This window comes from Parvibaculum sp., from assembly GCF_039680535.1.
In the GTDB taxonomy this organism is placed as follows: Bacteria; Pseudomonadota; Alphaproteobacteria; order Parvibaculales; family Parvibaculaceae; genus Parvibaculum.
Genome location: NZ_JBDKSS010000001.1, coordinates 22,974 through 42,066, shown reverse-complemented (window position 1 = coordinate 42,066; position 19,093 = coordinate 22,974). Strand labels below are relative to the sequence as shown.

The following is a 19,093-nucleotide window of genomic DNA, read 5'->3' as shown; positions in this document are numbered from 1 at the left end:
TCTAAGGGGGGAAACTAAAGCTTGTTCGACCCGCCGTCACCAGTCTTGACCGGAAAAGTCGGGGGAAGATTGTCGCGCAGCGACTTTCCGCGGCCGGAAAGGCTGGCATTATTCATGAAATAGGTATGTGCATTGAAGGGTTCGCCCCCTTCCGGCACGGTGATGCGCTCGTATGACCCATCCGCCTTCAACTCCCAGCTCTGCTGATTGTCGCGCAGATTCGCGACCATGATCTGGTCGAGCACCTGATCGTGGACGGTCGGGTTGAGAATCGGCACCAGCACCTCGACGCGGCGGTCGAGGTTGCGCGGCATCCAGTCGGCCGAGGAGATATAGACCTTCGCCTTGTCGGACGGGAGCCCATGCCCCTTGCCGAAGCAGATGATGCGCGAATGTTCGAGGAAGCGCCCCACGATGCTCTTGACACGGATGTTTTCCGAAAGCCCCGGAACGCCCGGACGCAGGCAGCAGATGCCGCGAATGACGAGATCGATCTTCACGCCGGCGCAGCTCGCCTCGTAAAGCGCGTCGATGATCTCCGGATCGACCAGCGAGTTGAGCTTCACCCAGATGGCGCCGGGCCGGCCCGCCTTGGCATGATCCATCTCGTTCCGGATATGGCCGAGCAGCCGCGCGCGCAGGTTGATCGGCGAGACGGCAAGCAGGTTCAGGTGCTTCGGCTCCGCATAGCCGGTGATGAAGTTGAAGATCTGCGACACATCCGCCGCGAGCAGCGGATCGCATGTGAACATGGAAAGGTCGGTATAGATCTTCGCCGTGACCGGGTGATAGTTGCCGGTGCCGAAATGGACGTAGGAGCGCAGCGCGCCCGCCTCGCGGCGCACGACCAGAGACAGCTTGGCGTGGGTCTTGAGTTCGATGAAGCCGAAAACGACCTGCACGCCAGCGCGTTCGAGGTTCCGCGCCCAGACGATATTGGCCGCCTCGTCGAAACGCGCCTTGAGTTCCACGAGCGCCGTGACCGACTTACCCGCCTCCGCCGCCTCGATCAGCGCCTGCACGATGGGGCTGTCCTTCGACGTGCGGTAAAGCGTCTGCTTGATCGCGACGACATCGGGGTCTGCCGCCGCCTGCCGCAGGAACTGCACGACCACGTCGAACGATTCATAGGGATGATGGACGATGATGTCCTTCGAGCGGATGGCCGCCAGACAGTCGCCGCCATGATCGCGGATGCGTTCCGGGAAACGCGCATCATAGGGCGGGAACTTCAGGTCGGGCCGGTCGTCGACGATGAGCTGGTTCGTCTGCGCGAGGCCGAGCAGCCCGTCGACAATGACCAGTTCCTTCTCGGTGACGCCGAGTTCGCTCACCACGAGATTGCGCAGCTTTTCAGGCGTCGATGCCTGAATCTTCAGCCGGATGACGCTGCCGCGGCGGCGGCGCTTCAGCGCGGATTCGAAATAGCGCACCAGATCTTCGGCTTCTTCCTCGATTTCGATGTCGCTGTCGCGCAGCAGGCGGAAGGCGCCCTGCCCGATCACCTTGTAGCCGGGGAAAAGCCTGTCGAGGAAAAGCCCGATCATGTCTTCGAGCGTGACGAAGTGAATCTGTCCGTGTCCCTCGCCATTCTCGCGGCCCGGCAGGCGGATGAAGCGCTCGACCTGTGTCGGGATCGGCAGCAGCGCGTCCATGAGCTTGCCGTCGGTCTCGCGCTGAAGACGGAGCGCCAGCGCAAAGCCGAGATTGGGAATGAAGGGGAACGGATGCGCCGGGTCGATGGCGAGCGGCGTCAGAACCGGGAAGACCTGTTCAAGAAAGCGGTTCTCGAGCCAGGAGAATTCTTCCGGCGTCACTTCATTCGGCGCCAGCACGAAGATGCCTGCGACCTCGCGCATCTCCTTGCTGATGCGTGACCATTGCCGCTGCTGCTCCTGCATCAGCTTGTTCGCCGCCTCGTTGACGAGGTCGAGCTGTTGCGCCGCCGTCAGACCGTCCTGGCTCAGCGTTTCGACGCCCGCGCGCACCTGCCCGCGCAGACCCGCCACGCGGACCATGTAGAACTCGTCGAGGTTCGAGGCCGAGATCGAAAGAAAGCGCAACCGCTCCAGCATCGGGTGGTTGGTGTTCGCCGTCTCTTCCAGCACGCGCATGTTGAAGGCGAGCCAGGAAAGTTCGCGATTGATGAAGCGTTCCGGCCGGCTGAAATCAAGCCCCTGGGCCGTCCGCACCTTCTCGACAGACTCCCCCGCCGCAGCCGCCTCGCCCTTGGTGCTCAAGGACGGCAGAGGCGTCACACCGGTCGGCTCGTTGTCGTCAGTCGCTAGGTGGCGCGGCGTCGTGGTCATGGGGCGCTCGGTGTTATGGCCGGAAAAGCCTTTTCTCTCCGAAGATTACGTCAAACATGTGACTGTGCCATGCAAGATAAAAAACGATTTTTACAAAAAATGCATGAATTTCAATATGTTACAATATTATCATCGGCGATGATATTGAATTTGCTGGCGGTATTGCTGGTGGTTTCCCCAAACATTCCCGCATATTCCCGCGCATTCCCTATTTTTCACCCCTTCGAAGGTCTGTGGTTAGCAGAGCGCCCGGCTATACGTGCCGCTGGATCCGCCCTGTCAGCGGTGAAGAGAGCGAGATGATCCTAACCAGATGATCGTTGGCGTTGAACTGTGTCGCTCGCGACTTGTCGTGGCCATCTCCGCCGTGGTTGGGCCGGTGGCCCTTCGTGCTGGCTTGGCTCGACGAGGATGGCCTGCCCCCAAAGAATTGGCTCTCCGTGAAGTAGGGGTTTGACCATGAAGGAGCAGGTCGAGGGCAAGGAAGAGATACACGGCTGAGGGGATGGTGACGGAGTTTCGGCAGGTCGATTTGGGCGGCGAGAAGCATGCCCCAATCATTGACTACAACAGCATGCTCAAGAGCCCATGCAAGACTCTTATCACCGTTGCACAGGGTGACCGCGCTGGGCGACACTGGGTTAAGAGCCATCAGATTTCAAACTGAGGCAGTACCCACTGACGGGCTCCGCGATGCAATTTATCAAGAACGGCCCTGACATTCCTGAACGCCTATTGCAGGCGCATGAGGATGGTCGCGTTGTGTTTTTCTGCGGCGCGGGCATCTCCTACCCGGCGCGCCTGCCGGGATTTTCAGGGCTGGTGGAAAAACTCTATGCAAACTTGGCAGCGACACCCAATGCCGTGCAGCAGGCGGCCATCAATGCGGGGCAGTTCGACACCGCCATAGGGTTGCTGGAAGCCGACATCATCGGAGGCCGCGAGACCGTTCGCCGGGCACTGGCGGGCGTCCTGACGCCCGACCTTAGTGAGCCGAACGCGACGGTGACCCACGAAGCCCTGCTGACGCTAGGCAAGAGCCGGGAGGGCCGCACGCGGCTTATCACCACCAACTTTGATCGCCTGTTCGAGGAAGTGATGGCCGCGAGGGCGCTGTCCATCGAGCGCTTTCAGGCTCCATTGCTCCCGGTGCCGAAAAACCGTTGGGACGGGTTGGTATACCTGCATGGCCTCCTCCCGGCCGCACCGAGGGCGGGGGAACTGGATCGGCTGGTCGTCTCCAGCGGAGATTTCGGCCTAGCCTACCTCACCGAGCGCTGGGCGGCGCGTTTTGTCAGCGAGCTGTTTCGCAATTACACCGTGTGTTTCGTCGGCTACAGCATCAACGATCCGGTTCTGCGCTACATGATGGACGCACTGGCCGCCGACCGTCTGCTCGGTGAGTCGCCGCCGGAGATGTTCGCGTTCGGCAGCTACTCCAAAGGCAAGGAAGAACAGCGCGCCAACGAATGGCGGGCCAAGAACGTCACACCCATCCTCTACCGTGAACACAACCGTCACGCCTACCTGCACAAGACGCTGCGTGCCTGGGCCGAGACCTACCGCGACGGCGTGCGCGGCAAGGAACGCATCGTCGTCGAGTGCGCCATCGCGCGCCCCCTGGCGAGCACCCGTCAGGACGATTTCGTCGGCCGCCTGCTGTGGGCGCTGAGCGATCCGGGTGGCTTGCCTGCCAGGCGATTTGCCGAACTGGACCCGGTGCCGTCGCTGGATTGGCTGGAGCCCTTGAGCGAGGAACGCTACCGGCACGCCGACCTAGAGCGCTTCGGCATCCGACCCAAAGCGGCTTTGGATGACAAGCTTGCCTTCAGCCTGACCCGCAGGCCGTCGCCTTATCCGCTGGCGCCATGGATGTGTTTCGTCGATGCCGGCGCGCGTAGCAGCCATTGGGACGAAGTGATGCAGCAACTCGCGCGCTGGCTGATCCGTCATCTCGATGACACAGCCCTGTTGCTGTGGCTGGTCAAACGCGGCGCTCAACTGCATAACAATCTGGTCTGGGGGATAGAACATCGCCTTGGTGAGCTGGCCAAACTCGAACACGAGGGCAACACGGCTGAATTGGTGCGGATTCGCGCCAACGCACCGAAGGCGATCCCCGGCGCGCTGATGCGCACGCTGTGGCAACTGGTGCTCACCGGGCGCGTGAAATCCGGGCTACACGACTTCAACCTTTATCGCTGGCGCGATCGCTTCAAGCGCGATGGGCTCACCACTTCCTTGCGCTTGGAACTGCGCGAGACGCTGACGCCGCTCGTGTCGCTGCGCGAGCCTTTCCACTGGCCAACCGAGGAAGGAGAAGGCCGCGAGCCAGAGCGCATCAGGGAACTGGTCGAATGGGAGCTCGTGCTATCGACGGATCACGTACATTCCAGCCTACGCGACCTGCTCAAGGATGAACGCTGGACGGCTGCGCTACCGGAACTGCTGGATGATTTTAGCACCTTGTTGCGCGACGCGCTCGGTCTGATGCGCGAGCTCGGCGACGCCGAGGACCGGAGCGATCTGTCCTATATGCATCAACCCTCGATCAGTAATCACCCACAGAACAAGGACTTTCACGACTGGACGGCATTGATCGACCTGACGCGGGACGCCTGGCTCGCCACGGTGGCGCAATCGCCGCGGCGGGCAGCGCTCGTGGCCGAGTCTTGGTGGCACACGCCCTACCCGCTGTTCCGACGCCTCGCCTTCTTCGCGGCCGCACAGGATGGGGTGATAGCCCATCGCCGCGCGCTCGACTGGCTGCTGGCGGATACACACTGGTGGCTGTGGTCAGTGGAAACCGAACGGGAAACCATGCGCTTGCTGGTAGCCCTAACGCCGCAACTCGATAAGGCGATGCTCCAGGAGCTGGAACGGGCTCTGCTCGCGGGGCCTCCCCGCGAAATGTTCAAGGACGACATCGAGTCCGAGCGTTGGACCCGGATCGTGGACCGGGAAATCTGGCTGCGGCTGGCTAAGATCGATGAGACCGGCGCAGCCTTGAGTGCGGCAGGCAAGGAACGGTTGGAGGCACTTTCAGCTCGATATCCCGAATGGACGTTGGCGTCGGATCAGCGCGATGAGTTTCCTTACTGGACGGGAGATGGCGACGAGTGGCGCAAGTTCGTTGCCACGCCGCGTCGTCGCCGTGATCTAATCGAATGGCTCAATCAGCAACCCAGAGGAGATCACTGGCAGGACGACGACTGGCGGCAGCGCTGTCGCGATAACTTTGCTACTACCGCTTGTGCCTTATGCGCCTTGGCCAAGGATGGAATCTGGCCGACGGAGCGCTGGCGCGAGGCGCTGCAGGCCTGGTCGGAGGAAAAACTCGTCAAGCGCTCCTGGCACTACATGGCGCCGATCCTGACCACTGCGCCTGACGACGTGCAACAAGGCCTCGCCAACAGTGTCAGTCGCTGGCTGCAAGCCATTGCTAAGACCTTCGAAGGTCACCAAACACACTTTTTTACCCTCGTGCGCCGTGTCTTGGCAGTGGATCATCAGGACGGCGTCGACACTGACGACCCCGTCATGCGCGCCATCAATCACCCGGTGGGCCACGTGACGGAAGCACTTCTGCGCTGGTGTTATCGGCGCTCGCTGGAGGATGGACAAGGCTTGCCTGAGGAGATCAAGCCCACATTCACCGAACTTTGCGATACCCGAATCGATAAATTTCGGCACGGCCGCGTCGTGCTGGCGGCCCATGTCATCACCCTGTTCCGCGTGGACCGGGAATGGGCGACGCAACATCTTCTGCCGCTCTTCGACTGGCACGGTTCCGAAGCGGAAGCGCGCGCGGCTTGGGAAGGTTTCCTGTGGTCGCCACGCCTGTATCGCCCCTTGATGGAAGTGCTCAAGCCAGCCTTCCTCGACACCGCGCGCCACTATGCGGCTTTAGGCAAGCACGACGGGCAATACGCATCGCTGCTGACATTCGCGGCCCTCGACCCGAGTGACATCTTCACCATCGCCGAACTGGCGGGCGCCACCCGTGCACTTCCCCCGGACGGTCTGCACGAAACAGCACAGGCATTGGTGAGAGCGCTTGACGGCGCAGGCGATCAGCGTGCCGACTACTGGTCAAACCGGGTGAAGCCCTATCTGCACGGCATCTGGCCGAAGACCCGAGATAACATTTCACCTGCCATCGCCGAAAGCCTCGGTCTCCTGTGTGTCGCCGCACAGGATGCGTTCCCGGATGCACTGACGCAGCTCCGCGTCTGGCTGCAACCACCCGCCTATCCTGACTACCTAGTGCATCGTCTTCATGAAGCCGATCTTTGCGTCAGATTCCCGGGACAGGCCCTAGACTTTCTGAGCTTGGTCATCGGCTATCAAACCCAATGGACACCGAGTGACCTTGGCGCCTGTTTAGAAGCAATTCGGGCAGCGGCGCCGGCGCTGGAAAGCGACCAGCGTTTCGAACAACTGATGTCGTATTTGCGCCAGCACCAACAAGGATGAGATCCGATTGTTTGTAGATTCCCGCAGTGGCCCGCGTCGGTGCTCCTAAGCTTGGGAGGCCGGTCAGCAGATGGTCAACCATCCACCAGAAGAGAACACAGGAACAAATTCTTCTCGGAAGCACTTCCTCGCCTCTGCCGGTCCCTTCACCGGGAGCGACCTAATCTTGGTCATTCGCGTGCGCCCTGCGCAGAAGTAGATGGCATCCCATTTAGATGCCTCCGGAATAGCAAATAGCCGAGCTTGGGATGATAGGCACCCAGCACCACACTCGCGGCCGCCCTTCAGTTCAACCATCCCGTCCAGATTTTTTAGCCTTTCGGATTTCTACCTTGATCATCGAATCTGTGAGCATTTTTTCGCCCCGTGCTGGCGGTACTGCTGGCGGTTTGCATGTCTCAACAATCCGGCGGAACTGCGCCACTGCATGCCTTCCAAAGAAGAAAAATGCTCAAAAACGCTGACTTTCCAGGAACGGCAGGGAACATGCGGGAACTTCGGGGAAGTTCGACAGTATGAGACTGTGTCATGAACTGCCCGACCGGCGCGTCAGGCAAGCCCCTTGTCGCGCAGAACTTCGGCAGCCAGCGGCACCGAAATCGGCCGCTTGCCGGAGAGGGACGCGCGGTCCAGCGCCTCGACCACATCACGCGCCACCGCGATGGAGCGTTCGATGCGGGCCGCGAGATAGGTGATGACAGGTTCGCCGACACGCAACTGCCGGTCGTCAAAGAGCTTCACCAGCACGCCGGCGAGCAGCGCGTCGTCGGGCGCGCCAAGTTCGGCATGCGGCAGCGCCCTGAGCCGCGACGCGAGATCGGGGAGCCGCGTGGGCATCCGCGCCGGTGCCTCCCGCCCGGTGAGCAGCAAAAAGGCCTTATCTTCCTTGGCGAGGTTGAGCAGGTGAAACAGCGCCCGCTCACCCGCATCCGAAAGCGCCCCGACATCCTCGACGATGACCGCCCGCGAGGCGATGAGGCCCGGCAGATCGGCCGTCGCAAGGTCGCCTGCGTCGATCCGCGCCGCGCCGCTCGCCGCCCGCCAGACTTCGGCGAGATGCGTCTTGCCGCTGCCCGAGGGGCCGGACAGCGCGATGCCATGCGAGGGCCAGTCCGGCCACGCATCGACCAGCGCCACCGCCGCCTCGTTCGACGGCGCGACGAGGAAATCCTCCCGGCCCAGAGCCGTGCGATGGCCAAGTTCAAAGGCGAGCTGACGCGTCATCTAGTCCTCGGTGGGCGCATTGCCCGCCGCATCGGCAACCACAGGCTGCGCGGCGACCGGATGCGGCGCGTTGCCCCAATAGAGTTTGCTCTGCTCGTATTGCGCGACGCTGAAACGCGCCAGCACGCCGATGGCCGCCGCGACCGGCAGCGCAAGGAGCGCGCCGACAAAGCCGAACAGCGAGCCGAACGCGAACAGCGCGAACATCACCCAGAGTGGATGAAGCCGCACTTTCCGGCCCACCACTCTCGGCTGAAGGAAGTTGCCTTCGATGAATTGTCCGAGAACAAAGATTCCGACGACAAGGCCGATCGACATGTAATCCGGCCAGAACTGGAAGAAGGCGAGCGACACCGACACGACGAAGCCCGTGATGGTGCCGAGATAGGGAATGAAGCTCAGAATGCCCGTCATGATGCCGACGACGAGGCCGAAGGTGAGGCCCGCCGCCGACAGGCCCAGCGCGTAGAACGTGCCGAGGAAAACGCACACCAGCCCCTGCCCGCGCAGGAACCCCGCGAGCACCTCATCCATTTCCCGCGCAAGGCCGCGAATGGTTTCGGCATGTTCGCGCGGTAAAAGCGCATCGACGCGGGCCACCATGCGGTCCCAGTCGAGCAGCATGTAGAAGGTGACGACCGGCGTTACCACGACGAGCGAGATGAACTGGACGAGCGCCACCCCCTGCGAGCCGATAGAGGGCAGCAGGCTCAGCGCCCATGAAAGCCCGCCGCTCGCCACTTCGCGCACCGCCTTCTGCACATCGGAATTGTTGCCGAGCAGATGGGCGAGCTTGCCATGGCTGATCTCGTTGAGCGCGCTGCGCGCACCGCTCACGATATTCGGCAGCACATCAATGAAGGCGACCGTCTGCTGATAGAGAAGCGGCAGGAAGAGGATCGCCACCGCGACGACAATGAATGTGAAGATGATCGAGATGACGATCGTCGCCGCCATGCGCGACAGGCCCTTTGCCTCCAGCCTGTCAGCAAAGGGATCGAGGAAATAGGAGATTGCGAGGCCCGCCACGAAGGGCAGCAGAATGCCCTTCAGCAGCCACAGCATCAGCGCAAAAACGACGATGCCGCCAACCCAGATGGCCGTCTGGCGCTGCAAGTTCATCGGACGAACCTCTCTACTTCAGCCGCATCTATTTCAGACGGAGCGACCATCCATCGGCTTCCTGCGTGAGGGCGATGTTCGCCTGCGCCAGCGATAGCGCCAGCTTGTCCGGCGTGCCGTGATACCTGATGTCCACCTCGGCGCCACTGGCGGCGATGCCGTTGATCTGCATGCTGTCCACCAGCGGCGCATTGCCCAGCGCCTTGCGGATCGCTTCCCACTGATCGAGCGTCGAATAATAGACCGAGGCCGTAAGCTGCGCCTGCTCGCCGGCGCGCACCACAACCTCGCGCTTCCACGGTTCGCCGAGCGCCAGCAGCATCTGCGAAGCGGCCCCCTTGGCGAGTGTCATGAAGGCATCGTCGGTCTGCGCACCGGCCACCCCCTGAAACGTCTGGTGGAGCGGCGTTCCAGAACCCGCGGGATCGTAGCGCGTGACCGTCACATCGAGCTTCGATCCCGTGGCGTCGGTCACGCCATGAGCGACCACCACGGCATCTGCGCCATAACGCGTGGCAAGCGCGGCGAGCGCCGTCTTGTCGCCCGCGATGGCCTGTGCGCCGGTCACCATGGTGAATTCCTGCACGTCGCCCATCGGCATCACGAGCGGCGTCATGGCATCGGCGATGTCAGCGGCTGCCCATGCGTCGCGCCAGGGGTTCTGGTCTTCCCAGAGAATGCGCGTGCCCGCCTTGTCGAGAACCGCCAGCAGCACGGCGGGCTTCGCCTGCGTCTCGCCGAAGGGAATGTTCCGCGCCTGCAGCATGCGACGCACGGTTTCCGGCTGGAAGCTCACATTGAGGTCGGCGATATAGCGGGTGGAACTGGTCTTCTCGCTCGCCACGGCGAAGCCGCGCACGGCGTCGGATGCCGTCCGCGCGTCCACCTGCGGCAACGACGGCCAGTCCTCGGGCAGCGTCAAACGCTTCAGCAATTCGCTCAGTGCGAGGCTCTGGGCGGCGCCTTGCGCGATGGTGCGGGCTTCGGCCGAGCTTTTGGCCGTTTGATCCACATGAACGCCCTTCACAGTGTAAAGATCGGCGGCCCCGGCGGGCCCCCCCGCGAAAAGCGCCATCGCAATGGTCGCCGCCATCGCCAGCCCGAAAGCCGTCCTCATAGCCTAGCCCCTTGATTCAAAACAGTTTTATTGCGCAAATCGCCGCCCGGTCGCGTCGCAGACTATAGTATCGCATGGCGCGAGCGAAGCGGAGATAGGCGCTTTTTCGCCGTTGGCCTTTTTGTTGCCTGATCCCTTGCTTATAGGGGCGTTTTCGGGTGTTTTGTGCCCCATAGATTCCCCCCGAACGGACCCGCTCGCAATGTCTCAAAGCTCCGACAAGGACCGCCCGAACAGCTACACCTATGCGCAGGCGGGCGTAGACATCGACGCGGGCAACGCCCTGGTCCGCGCCATCGCGCCCTTGGCGAAGTCCACGCGCCGCCCCGGCGCTGACGCCGAGCTTGGCGGTTTCGGCGGGCTTTTCGACCTCAAGGCCACCGGCATGAAGGACCCCGTCCTCGTTGCCGCAAATGACGGCGTGGGCACGAAGCTCAAGGTTGCCATCGAAGCCGGTATCCACGACACGGTGGGCATCGATCTCGTCGCCATGTCGGTGAACGATCTCGTCGTGCAGGGTGCGGAGCCGCTCTTCTTCCTCGACTATTTCGCCACGGGCAAGCTCAACGTCGAGGAAGCGACCGCCGTCGTCTCCGGCATCGCCGAAGGTTGCCGTCAGGCCAATTGCGCGCTCATCGGCGGCGAAACGGCCGAAATGCCGGGCATGTATGCGGCGGGCGATTACGACCTCGCGGGCTTCTCGGTCGGCGCCGTCGAGCGCGACCAGATCCTGCCGCGCCGCGATGTCGGCGCGGGCGATGTGCTCATCGGCCTCGGCTCCACGGGCTTCCATTCCAACGGCTATTCGCTCGTCCGCCGCATCATCGCGGATCATGGACTGAGCTATGACGCGCCCTTCCCCCATGTGGAAGACGGCAGCGTCACCATCGGCGAGGCCCTGCTCGCGCCGACGCGCATCTATGTCCGAAGCGTGCTCCGCGCCATCCGCGAAACCGGCGCCGTGAAGGCGCTGGCGCACATCACCGGCGGCGGCTTCGTCGAAAACATTCCCCGCGTCCTGCCTGACGGCATCGTCGCGGAAATCGACGGCGCCTCCTGGCGCATGCCCGAGGTCTTCCGCTGGATCATGAAGCTCGGCGGCATCGAGGAAGCCGAGATGGGCCGCACCTTCAATTGCGGCATCGGCATGGTCGTCGTCGTGGACGCGGAACATGCGGTTGAAGCCGCGCGCATCTTCGCCGAAGCCGGTGAAACGGTCTATCGCATCGGCCATCTGCGCGCGCGCCATGGCGACGAACCCCGCGTCGAGATCAAGGGCGCGCTCGGCAGCCTCGCATGAAGGTCGGCGTCCTCATCTCCGGCCGCGGCTCGAACCTCCGCTCGCTGATTGCGGCGACGAAGGAGCCCGGCTTTCCCGCCGAGATCGTTATCGTCATTTCGAACAGGCCCGACGCGCCGGGCCTCGACGTCGCCCGCGCCGCCGGCATTCCGACCGAAGTGGTGAACCACAAGGACTATCCGACCCGCGAAGCTTTCGACGCCGAACTCGACGCGGCGCTCCGCCGCGCGGGCGTCGAGCTCATTTGCAGCGCCGGTTTCATGCGCATCCTGTCCGATGGCTTCGTGGAAAGCTGGCGCGACCGGCAGTTGAACATCCACCCCTCGCTCCTTCCCGCCTTCAAGGGGCTCCGCGTCCATGAGCGTGTGATCGAAACCGGCTGCCGCATCACCGGCTGCACGGTGCATTTCGTCCGCGCCGCCATGGATGAGGGGCCCATCGTCGCGCAGGTCGCCGTGCCCGTGCTCGAAGGCGATACGCCGGAAGTCCTTGCCGACCGCGTGCTCGAAGCCGAGCACAAGCTTTACCCGCTGGCGCTCAAGCTCGTTGCCTCGGGCCGCGCCCGCGTCGTCAACGAGCGCGTGGAAATCGACGGGCCGCGCGGCGAAGCGCAAGCCCCCCTCTTCGTGCCGCCGGTCGCCTGAGCGGATCGCTCAGCCTTCGCCTTCCCTGTGAATATGGAGGAGCGCGCCGCAATGCTTGCAGTGGATGGCGTCCGGCTCATGGCGCATCAGGCCGCATTTCGAGCACTCGTAATGAATCTTGTTCGGGCGAAACAGCACCTGCGCCAGACGTAGGAAAAGTGTCACGCCGAAGATCATGATGGTGACGGAAAGCAGCCTGCCGGTGGTTCCCGGCAGCGTAATGTCGCCAAAGCCCGTCGTGGTGAGCGTCGTCACCGTGAAATAAAGCGCATCGGCATAATTGCCGATGGTCGGATTTGAATAGTGCTGCGTCTCGTAGACGAGACCCGTCATCACGAAGATGAAGACGAAGAGGTGGATGGCGGCGATGATGACGTCTTCGTGACGGCGGAAGAACGGGAAATCCCGCCTCAGCCGCGCAATCGTCCGGTAGGCGCGCAGCAGCCGCAGGGTGCGCACCACGCGCAGAAACCCCAGCCCCTCGCCCACGACCGGCGCCAGAAAAGAGAGGATCACCACGATATCGGCGATACTGGTCGGGCGCAGAAGAGTGGCGAGGCGCTCGCGGCTGATGAGGAGCCGCGCCGCAAAATCGGCAAGAACGAAAAGGCCGATAATTTCATCGGCGATCTCGACGAAAATCGTTCGCGGCAGGAACGAGGACACGACGATGAACAGGATCGTTGCAACGTCGACGCCGAGCAGGACATAGCGAAACCGCTGCGCCTCGTCCGACGAGCCTTCATAATACCAGCGAATGCGGTCCACGAGCCCGGACGGTCTCATTCTCCCCCCTTTGCCACCTGGGCATGCGCAAACCTTATACGCCCTGCCAAAACGCAGAAAGCCCCGCCGTTGCCGGCGGGGCTTTCAATATCCAGCGTCGGGCCGAATTAGCCGACGATCTCGATACCGGCGAAGAAATAGGCGATTTCCTGCGCGGCGGTTTCCGGCGCGTCGGAGCCGTGGACCGAATTGGCTTCGATCGACTCGGCAAAATCCTTGCGGATCGTGCCTTCCGCGGCGTTGGCCGGGTTGGTCGCGCCCATGATTTCGCGGTTCTTGGCGATGGCGTTCTCGCCTTCGAGGACCTGCAGGACCACGGGGCCCGAGATCATGAAGTTCACGAGATCGTTGAAGAAGGGGCGCTCGCGGTGAACGGCATAGAAGCCTTCCGCCTGGGCCTTGGAGAGCCAGACGCGCTTCGAGGCGACGACGCGGAGGCCGGCGCTTTCGAACCGGTCGACGATCTTGCCGGTGAGGTTCCGGCGCGTCGCGTCCGGCTTAATGATCGAGAAGGTCCGTTCGAGGGCCATGCTCAGAGTTCCTAAAATAAGGGTCAGGGATTTGGCGCGGGTTATAGCCGGGCTTAATGACTACGGCAACCTTCCGTGCTAAAGAGCCGCCCATGCTTCACATAAACGACCTGACTTTCCGCATGGAGGGGCGCCTCCTCCTCGATCATGTCACCGCGGCTGTGCCCCCGGGGCAGCGGGTGGGCTTTGTCGGCCGCAACGGCACCGGCAAATCCACCCTGCTCAAGATCATCACCGGCGAATACCAGACCGAAACGGGCGGCATCAGCTACCCGAAGAACTGGCGCGTCGGCATGGTCCGCCAGGAGGTTCTGGCCGGGCCGACCACGCTGCTGGACACGGTGCTTGCCGCCGATACCGAGCGCGCCGCCCTGCTGGACGAGGCCGAGCACGCCACCGACCCGCACCGTATCGCCGAAATCCATACCCGCCTCGCGGACATGGGCGCTCATGCCGCCCCCTCCCGCGCCGCCGCGATCCTCGCGGGCCTCGGCTTCGACGAGGCGGCACAGGCCCGCCCCTGCTCCGATTTCTCGGGCGGCTGGCGCATGCGCGTCGCGCTGGCGGCCGTGCTCTTTTCAGAGCCGGACCTGCTGCTACTCGACGAACCGACCAACTATCTCGACCTCGAAGGCACGATCTGGCTCGAGGACTATCTGCGCTCCTACCCCTACACCGTGCTCATCGTCAGCCATGACCGCGACCTGCTGAACAATGTCGCGGAGGGCATCCTGCATCTCGAGCACAAGAAGCTCACCTACTACGCCGGCAATTACGACCGCTTCGACCGTACGCGCCGCGAGAAGCTGCTGCTTCAGATGTCGATGAAGAAGAAGCAGGAAGACGCGCGCCGCCACATGGAGGAATTCGTCGAGCGCTTCAAGGCGAAAGCCTCGAAGGCCCGTCAGGCGCAGAGCCGCATGAAAGCGCTGGCCAAGATGGAGCCCATCGCCGACATTCTGAGCGAGCGCGTGATGCCGTTCCGTTTCCCCGCGCCGGAAAAGCCGCTGGCCTCGCCCATCATTCGCCTCGAACATGCGTCGGTCGGCTATTCGCCCGACAAGCCCGTGCTCAAGGATCTCGACCTTCGCATCGACCATGACGACCGCATCGCGCTTCTCGGCGCGAACGGCAACGGCAAGTCGACCTTCGCCAAACTGCTCTGCGACCGTCTGCAGGTCACGGGCGGCCATAAATACGACTCCAAGAAGCTCCGCATCGCCTATTTCGCCCAGCACCAGCTCGACGAACTCAACATGGGCGAAACGCCCTATGAGCATTTCCGTGAACTGATGCCGACGGCGACGCAGGCGCAGGTCCGCGCCACGGCGGGTTCCTATGGCTTCGGCGCCGACAAGGCGGATACCAGCGTCGAAAAACTCTCCGGCGGCGAGAAGGCGCGCCTGCTCTTCGCCGTCCAGACCTTCAGCAAGCCGCACCTCATCATTCTCGACGAACCGACGAACCATCTGGACGTCGACAGCCGCGAGGCGCTGGTCATGGCGATCAACGAATATGATGGCGCCATCATCCTCATCAGCCATGACCGCCATCTGGTCGAGACCTGCGCCGATCGCCTCTGGCTGGTCGCCGACGGGACAGTGAAGCCTTATGACGGCGACCTCGACGATTATCGCAAGTGGCTGCTCGATCCGGCGCGCCGCATAAAGCCGCTGACGGCCGAGGAACAGGCGGAAGCAGAAGCCCGCCCCGCTCCGAAGCCCCAGATCGACAGGAAGGAAGCCCGCCGCATCGCCGCCCAGAAGCGCGAGCAATTCGCGCCGCTGAAGAAAAAGGCGCAGGCCGCCGAAAAGGAAGTCGAACGTCTTCAGGCCGAAGTGGCGAAGCACGACGCGGACCTCGTCGCCAAGCCCGAGGACGCCGCCCGCATCGCCAAGCTCCGCGCCGACACGCTCAAGGCGCTCGCCAAGGCCGAAGAAGACTGGCTCCACGCCTCCGCGGCTTACGACGAAGCGATGGCGGATTAAAGCAGGGCGCTAACTTCTCTCTCGTCACCCCGGACTTGATCCGGGGTCCATCGTGACCGGCGCACTGAAGAAAAGATGGATGCCGGATCAAGTCCGGCATGACGCATCTGGGTAATGAGAGTCTCCCCTCAACAACATCCGTCACCCCGGCATCGAGCCGGGGTCCACCTTCTCCCACCATCAAGCCTGAAGCGTCTCGTACAAATCGTCCCACCCCGGATTAACGGACAGGATCAGATCAATCTTCCACGCGCGCGGCCAGTTCTTGATCTTCTTTTCCCGGTCGATGGCCGCCTCGATCTCCTCGTGCCTCTCGACATAGACAAGCCTCTTCAGGCCGTAGCGCTTCGTGAATCCGTCGATCAAGCCCTCGCGGTGCTCATGTGCTCGCCGTCCGATATCCGCCGTCACACCGACATAGAGCGTGCCGCGTGGCTTGTTGGTCATGATGTAAACCCACCCGCCCTTCATCGACGCTCCCCTAAAAAGATGGACCCCTCAGAATCCCGTCTTGAGCACACCCGCCTGCTCGAGCGCAGTTACCGTGGCCCCGTCATGGCCCGGCACGATGCTGAGCTTCGGCTCCGCCGCGTGAAGCCGGTGCAACTCGCGTAGTTGCGCGAAGACCTCGCCGCGATCTTCCTTGAGCATGAACTGGGTCATGAGGCGGGGGCGCTCGCGCACCAGGTCAATGTTGCGGAACTGCCAGGCGACATCGCCAATGAAGAGCACCTCGGTTCCGTCAGCCTTCTGCACATAGACCATCTGGCTTCCCGGCGAATGGCCCGGCGCCTTGATCAGCACCATGCCCGGCGCGATGGCGACATAATGGTCGTAGACGAGCGGCTTGTAGCCATCGAGCGTGCCGGCCGGAAAGGCGGCGGGTGCGGAACGTTCCGGATGATCGACCTGCTCCTGCGTCAGCTTCGTTGACGGCAAAATACGCCGCACATCGGGGTGCTCGGTCAGTCCGCCGATGTGATCCATATGCTCATGCGTAATGACGATGAGCGACGCCTTGTCGAGCGCGGCGCTCATGCGGTCATAGGCGGCCTTGTCGAAAGAAACGAGGTTCGATCCACCGAGCTTGTCGTCGAGCGCTGTGTCGATGATCGCGCTCGCGCCGCCGGGAAAGACGACCCGATAGGAAAAGACCGGCACGTCGACCTTCTCCCAGCCGTCGCCTGCAACCACAGCGGCTTTCGGGAACGAAAAGGCAGCCACCTTCTCGGCGTCGATCTCGACGGGCTTCGCGCCCGGCAATGCGTCGGCCTGACGGCGGACTTCCTCCATATCGAGCGCAAAATGCCGCTCGCCGGCATCATGGCTCTCGACGACCAGCCAATAATAGGCGCCGCCGCCGATCAGAACGACCACCCCAAGCGCGATCAACGCAATACGCTTCCAACCCATCGAAATCAGCCCTCCTCGCTGGCTTTGTTTCCGGTCGAGACGATATGGCGCGGATCGTGGACGGATCAATCGCGAAAATTTACTGGCCGATATACGAAATTTAATCCCGCCCCTCAGGCCTTCTTCTCCCAGCGCCCGTCCTCGTTCTGCTGCCAGTAGGTCGCGTCGTGCCCCTCCGCCTTCAGCCGTTTCCAGTTTTCCCGCGCACGGGACAGCGCCTGCTCATCCCGCCCGTCGAACATCAGCACGCAGCGTTCATAGCCCGAGACGTCGCCCGGCTCCGCGCCGTCGACAAGGAAGACGACCTGCGCGCCGTTCGGGTTCTCATCTTCCGTGGTCATGAAGATCGGCTGCGCCTCGGCAGGCCCGTCTTCTTTCGTGCCATGCGGCAGGAAACTGTCCTCGCGCCAGGTCCAGAGCGCGTTCACCAGCGCGTCGAGCCGTTCGGCATTTCCCACCTTCACCACGCAGCGCCATGGCCGCGCCAGCGAGCGCTCGAGCAGTTGCGGCAACACCTGCTCGAGCGGCGCGTTCTGGAGGTGATAGAAGAGAACTTCCGTCATGCCTCGTAATAATCTTCAACGAGGCGGTTGAGGACGCGCACGCCCCAGCCCGAACCCCAGCTCTGATTGATCGAGGTCGGCGGCGAGGCCATGGCCGTTCCCGCGACATCGAGATGCGCCCAGGGCACGTCATTGACGAAGCGCTTGAGGAACTGCGCGGCGCTGATCGAGCCGCCGTCGCGCCCGCCCGTGTTCTTCATGTCGGCCTTGCGGGACTCGATCATCTTGTCATAGGCCGGGCCCATCGGCATGCGCCACACCTTCTCGCCCTCGGCCTCGCCCGCCTCGATGAGCTGCGAGGCAAGCTTGTCATCGCTCGCGAAGAGGCCCGCATATTCCTTGCCCAGCGCGACCATGATCGCACCGGTCAAGGTCGCAAGATCGACCATGAACTTCGGCTTGAAGCGCTTCTGCGTGTACCAGAGCGCGTCGGCGAGCACGAGGCGGCCTTCCGCGTCGGTGTTGATGACTTCGATCGTCTGTCCCGACATCGAGGTGACGATGTCGCCGGGCCGCTGCGCATTGCCGTCGGGCATGTTCTCGACAAGGCCGAGAACGCCGATCGCATTGACCTTCGCCTTGCGCGCCGCGAGCGTGTAGAGGAGACCGGCGACAGCGGCCGCGCCGCCCATATCGCCCTTCATGTCTTCCATGCCCGCTGCCGGCTTGAGCGAAATGCCGCCGGTATCGAAGCAGACGCCCTTGCCGACAAAGGCGATGGGCTTCTCCGCCGCCTTGCCGCCGTTCCAGCGCATGATGACGAGCTGGCTTTCCTGCACGCTGCCCTGACCGACGCCGAGCAGCGAGCCCATGCCAAGCTTGCGCATCTGCGCTTCGCCGAGCACCTCGATCTTGAGGCCGAGTTTCGAAAGCCCGCGAACGCGCTTTGCAAACTCGCCGGGCGTCAGAACATTGGCAGGCTCGTTGACGAGATCGCGCGCGAAGTAGATCGCCTCCGTCATCTTGGCGAGCGGCGCATAGGCCTTGCGAGCGGCCGCGGCCGCCTTCGTCATGATGGTCAGGCTCTTCAGCGCCGCGTCGGCCGCGTCCTTGTCCTTGGTGCTGGTCTTGTACTTGTCGAACTTGTAGCTGCGGAGCGCCGCGCCGAAGGCGACGCGGGCTGCGGCCTCGCCCGGCTCGATCTTCGCCGAATGGGCGCCATCGACGATGATCGCGACCTGCTCCTTCGCCTTGCCGATGCGGCCATGCAGGTCACCGCCCGCATGTTCCAGGATCGTGGTCGTGAGATCCGCCCGCTTGCCGATGCCGATCAGAATGGTCCGGTGCGCGGTGATCCCGTGCAGCGCGACGAGTTCGAGGATGCCGCCGGCTTTGCCGGTGAAGCTCGCTGCCTTGATCGCCCGCTTGATCGCCCCATCGGCCTTGCGGTCGAGGTCGGCGGCAAAGCCGGACAGGATATGGTCCTCGCATACGAGCAGCGCGAGAACGCCGGGCTTCGTCAGCGAAACATCGGCAAAGGAGATATTCATGAAGTTAACCTTTCCAGCTCTCAAGGCAGGCCCGCGCCCGGGGCAAAACGAATCGTCGGAGCGGCCGTTGGCGCCGTCACCCCTCGCTCCCCCCAGAAAGGGCTTGCGTCAGAGGCGTTCCAGCGCCCGGC

Annotated in this window: 15 protein-coding genes; 5 read left to right on the top strand and 10 right to left on the bottom strand. The window is 63.1% G+C overall.

Annotated features, from left to right (window positions below; genetic code table 11):
- Nucleotides 1–14 precede the first annotated feature (14 nt).
- Entirely contained in the window at nt 15–2,309 is a 2,295-nt protein-coding gene (locus tag ABFC66_RS00185) for an RNA degradosome polyphosphate kinase (protein WP_346738939.1), read from the bottom strand.
- A 69-nt stretch (nt 2,310–2,378) separates the two neighbouring features.
- Here ABFC66_RS00185 and ABFC66_RS00180 point away from each other — a divergent pair, with 69 nt between their 5' ends.
- Together ABFC66_RS00180 and dsr1 are read left to right on the top strand one after the other, a co-directional pair.
- The gene (locus tag ABFC66_RS00180) at nt 2,379–2,612 is read left to right on the top strand and encodes a hypothetical protein (protein WP_346738938.1); all 234 of its coding nucleotides are present in this window, start codon (nt 2,379–2,381) and stop codon (nt 2,610–2,612) included.
- Between the two features lie 390 nt (nt 2,613–3,002).
- Nucleotides 3,003–6,785 carry an anti-phage defense-associated sirtuin Dsr1 gene (dsr1, locus tag ABFC66_RS00175; RefSeq protein WP_346738937.1) on the top strand — a complete coding sequence of 1,261 codons (3,783 nt, stop codon included), beginning with the start codon at nt 3,003–3,005 and terminating at the stop codon, nt 6,783–6,785.
- Between the two features lie 549 nt (nt 6,786–7,334).
- On the opposite strand, the gene ABFC66_RS00170 is transcribed toward dsr1, so the two are convergent.
- From ABFC66_RS00170 to ABFC66_RS00160, 3 genes are read right to left on the bottom strand one after another with little or no spacing between them, the layout of a single operon-like run.
- A complete protein-coding gene (locus ABFC66_RS00170) occupies nt 7,335–8,009 on the bottom strand; it encodes a DnaA/Hda family protein (protein ID WP_346738936.1) in 675 nt (224 codons plus the stop codon).
- Nucleotides 8,010–9,131 carry an AI-2E family transporter gene (locus ABFC66_RS00165; RefSeq protein ID WP_346738935.1) on the bottom strand — a complete coding sequence of 374 codons (1,122 nt, stop codon included), beginning with the start codon at nt 9,129–9,131 and terminating at the stop codon, nt 8,010–8,012.
- Between the two features lie 28 nt (nt 9,132–9,159).
- The gene (locus ABFC66_RS00160; protein ID WP_346738934.1) at nt 9,160–10,248 is read right to left on the bottom strand and encodes a DUF2066 domain-containing protein; all 1,089 of its coding nucleotides are present in this window, start codon (nt 10,246–10,248) and stop codon (nt 9,160–9,162) included.
- Between the two features lie 202 nt (nt 10,249–10,450).
- Between ABFC66_RS00160 and purM the strand changes: the two genes are divergently transcribed.
- Nucleotides 10,451–11,548 (top strand): phosphoribosylformylglycinamidine cyclo-ligase, encoded by a 1,098-nt coding sequence (gene purM, locus ABFC66_RS00155; RefSeq protein ID WP_346738933.1) that lies wholly within the window; start codon nt 10,451–10,453, stop codon nt 11,546–11,548.
- Nucleotides 11,545–12,192 carry a phosphoribosylglycinamide formyltransferase gene (purN, locus tag ABFC66_RS00150; RefSeq protein WP_346738932.1) on the top strand — a complete coding sequence of 216 codons (648 nt, stop codon included), beginning with the start codon at nt 11,545–11,547 and terminating at the stop codon, nt 12,190–12,192. The genes purM and purN overlap by 4 nt, the downstream gene beginning before the upstream one ends.
- Nucleotides 12,193–12,201: 9 nt before the next feature.
- Here the strand turns inward: purN and ABFC66_RS00145 are convergent, their stop codons facing one another.
- The gene (locus tag ABFC66_RS00145; protein ID WP_346738931.1) at nt 12,202–12,978 is read right to left on the bottom strand and encodes an ion transporter; all 777 of its coding nucleotides are present in this window, start codon (nt 12,976–12,978) and stop codon (nt 12,202–12,204) included.
- A 107-nt stretch (nt 12,979–13,085) separates the two neighbouring features.
- Nucleotides 13,086–13,508 carry a nucleoside-diphosphate kinase gene (gene ndk, locus ABFC66_RS00140; RefSeq protein WP_346738930.1) on the bottom strand — a complete coding sequence of 141 codons (423 nt, stop codon included), beginning with the start codon at nt 13,506–13,508 and terminating at the stop codon, nt 13,086–13,088.
- A 92-nt stretch (nt 13,509–13,600) separates the two neighbouring features.
- On the opposite strand from ndk, the gene ABFC66_RS00135 reads away from it, so the two are divergent.
- Nucleotides 13,601–15,496 carry an ATP-binding cassette domain-containing protein gene (locus ABFC66_RS00135; protein ID WP_346738929.1) on the top strand — a complete coding sequence of 632 codons (1,896 nt, stop codon included), beginning with the start codon at nt 13,601–13,603 and terminating at the stop codon, nt 15,494–15,496.
- Between the two features lie 180 nt (nt 15,497–15,676).
- Here the strand turns inward: ABFC66_RS00135 and ABFC66_RS00130 are convergent, their stop codons facing one another.
- The 4 genes from ABFC66_RS00130 to ABFC66_RS00115 form a co-directional block, all read right to left on the bottom strand.
- Entirely contained in the window at nt 15,677–15,967 is a 291-nt protein-coding gene (locus ABFC66_RS00130; protein ID WP_346738928.1) for a GIY-YIG nuclease family protein, read from the bottom strand.
- A 27-nt stretch (nt 15,968–15,994) separates the two neighbouring features.
- Nucleotides 15,995–16,909, bottom strand: a complete 915-nt coding sequence (locus ABFC66_RS00125; RefSeq protein ID WP_346738927.1) for an MBL fold metallo-hydrolase — start codon at nt 16,907–16,909, stop codon at nt 15,995–15,997.
- Nucleotides 16,910–17,022: 113 nt separating this feature from the next.
- Nucleotides 17,023–17,472, bottom strand: a complete 450-nt coding sequence (locus ABFC66_RS00120; protein WP_346738926.1) for a DNA polymerase III subunit chi — start codon at nt 17,470–17,472, stop codon at nt 17,023–17,025.
- On the bottom strand, nt 17,469–18,962 hold the full coding sequence (locus tag ABFC66_RS00115) for a leucyl aminopeptidase (protein WP_346738925.1): 1,494 nt from the start codon (nt 18,960–18,962) through the stop codon (nt 17,469–17,471). Before ABFC66_RS00115 ends, ABFC66_RS00120 begins: the two co-directional genes overlap by 4 nt.
- Nucleotides 18,963–19,093 lie beyond the last annotated feature (131 nt).

Coding starts and splice junctions, on each gene's coding strand:
- ABFC66_RS00185 (WP_346738939.1), bottom strand. CDS start 2,309: ATGACCACGACGCCGCGCCACCTAGCGACTGACGACAACGAGCCGACC.
- ABFC66_RS00180 (WP_346738938.1), top strand. CDS start 2,379: ATGCAAGATAAAAAACGATTTTTACAAAAAATGCATGAATTTCAATAT.
- dsr1 (WP_346738937.1), top strand. CDS start 3,003: ATGCAATTTATCAAGAACGGCCCTGACATTCCTGAACGCCTATTGCAG.
- ABFC66_RS00170 (WP_346738936.1), bottom strand. CDS start 8,009: ATGACGCGTCAGCTCGCCTTTGAACTTGGCCATCGCACGGCTCTGGGC.
- ABFC66_RS00165 (WP_346738935.1), bottom strand. CDS start 9,131: ATGAACTTGCAGCGCCAGACGGCCATCTGGGTTGGCGGCATCGTCGTT.
- ABFC66_RS00160 (WP_346738934.1), bottom strand. CDS start 10,248: ATGAGGACGGCTTTCGGGCTGGCGATGGCGGCGACCATTGCGATGGCG.
- purM (WP_346738933.1), top strand. CDS start 10,451: ATGTCTCAAAGCTCCGACAAGGACCGCCCGAACAGCTACACCTATGCG.
- purN (WP_346738932.1), top strand. CDS start 11,545: ATGAAGGTCGGCGTCCTCATCTCCGGCCGCGGCTCGAACCTCCGCTCG.
- ABFC66_RS00145 (WP_346738931.1), bottom strand. CDS start 12,978: ATGAGACCGTCCGGGCTCGTGGACCGCATTCGCTGGTATTATGAAGGC.
- ndk (WP_346738930.1), bottom strand. CDS start 13,508: ATGGCCCTCGAACGGACCTTCTCGATCATTAAGCCGGACGCGACGCGC.
- ABFC66_RS00135 (WP_346738929.1), top strand. CDS start 13,601: ATGCTTCACATAAACGACCTGACTTTCCGCATGGAGGGGCGCCTCCTC.
- ABFC66_RS00130 (WP_346738928.1), bottom strand. CDS start 15,967: ATGAAGGGCGGGTGGGTTTACATCATGACCAACAAGCCACGCGGCACG.
- ABFC66_RS00125 (WP_346738927.1), bottom strand. CDS start 16,909: ATGGGTTGGAAGCGTATTGCGTTGATCGCGCTTGGGGTGGTCGTTCTG.
- ABFC66_RS00120 (WP_346738926.1), bottom strand. CDS start 17,472: ATGACGGAAGTTCTCTTCTATCACCTCCAGAACGCGCCGCTCGAGCAG.
- ABFC66_RS00115 (WP_346738925.1), bottom strand. CDS start 18,962: ATGAATATCTCCTTTGCCGATGTTTCGCTGACGAAGCCCGGCGTTCTC.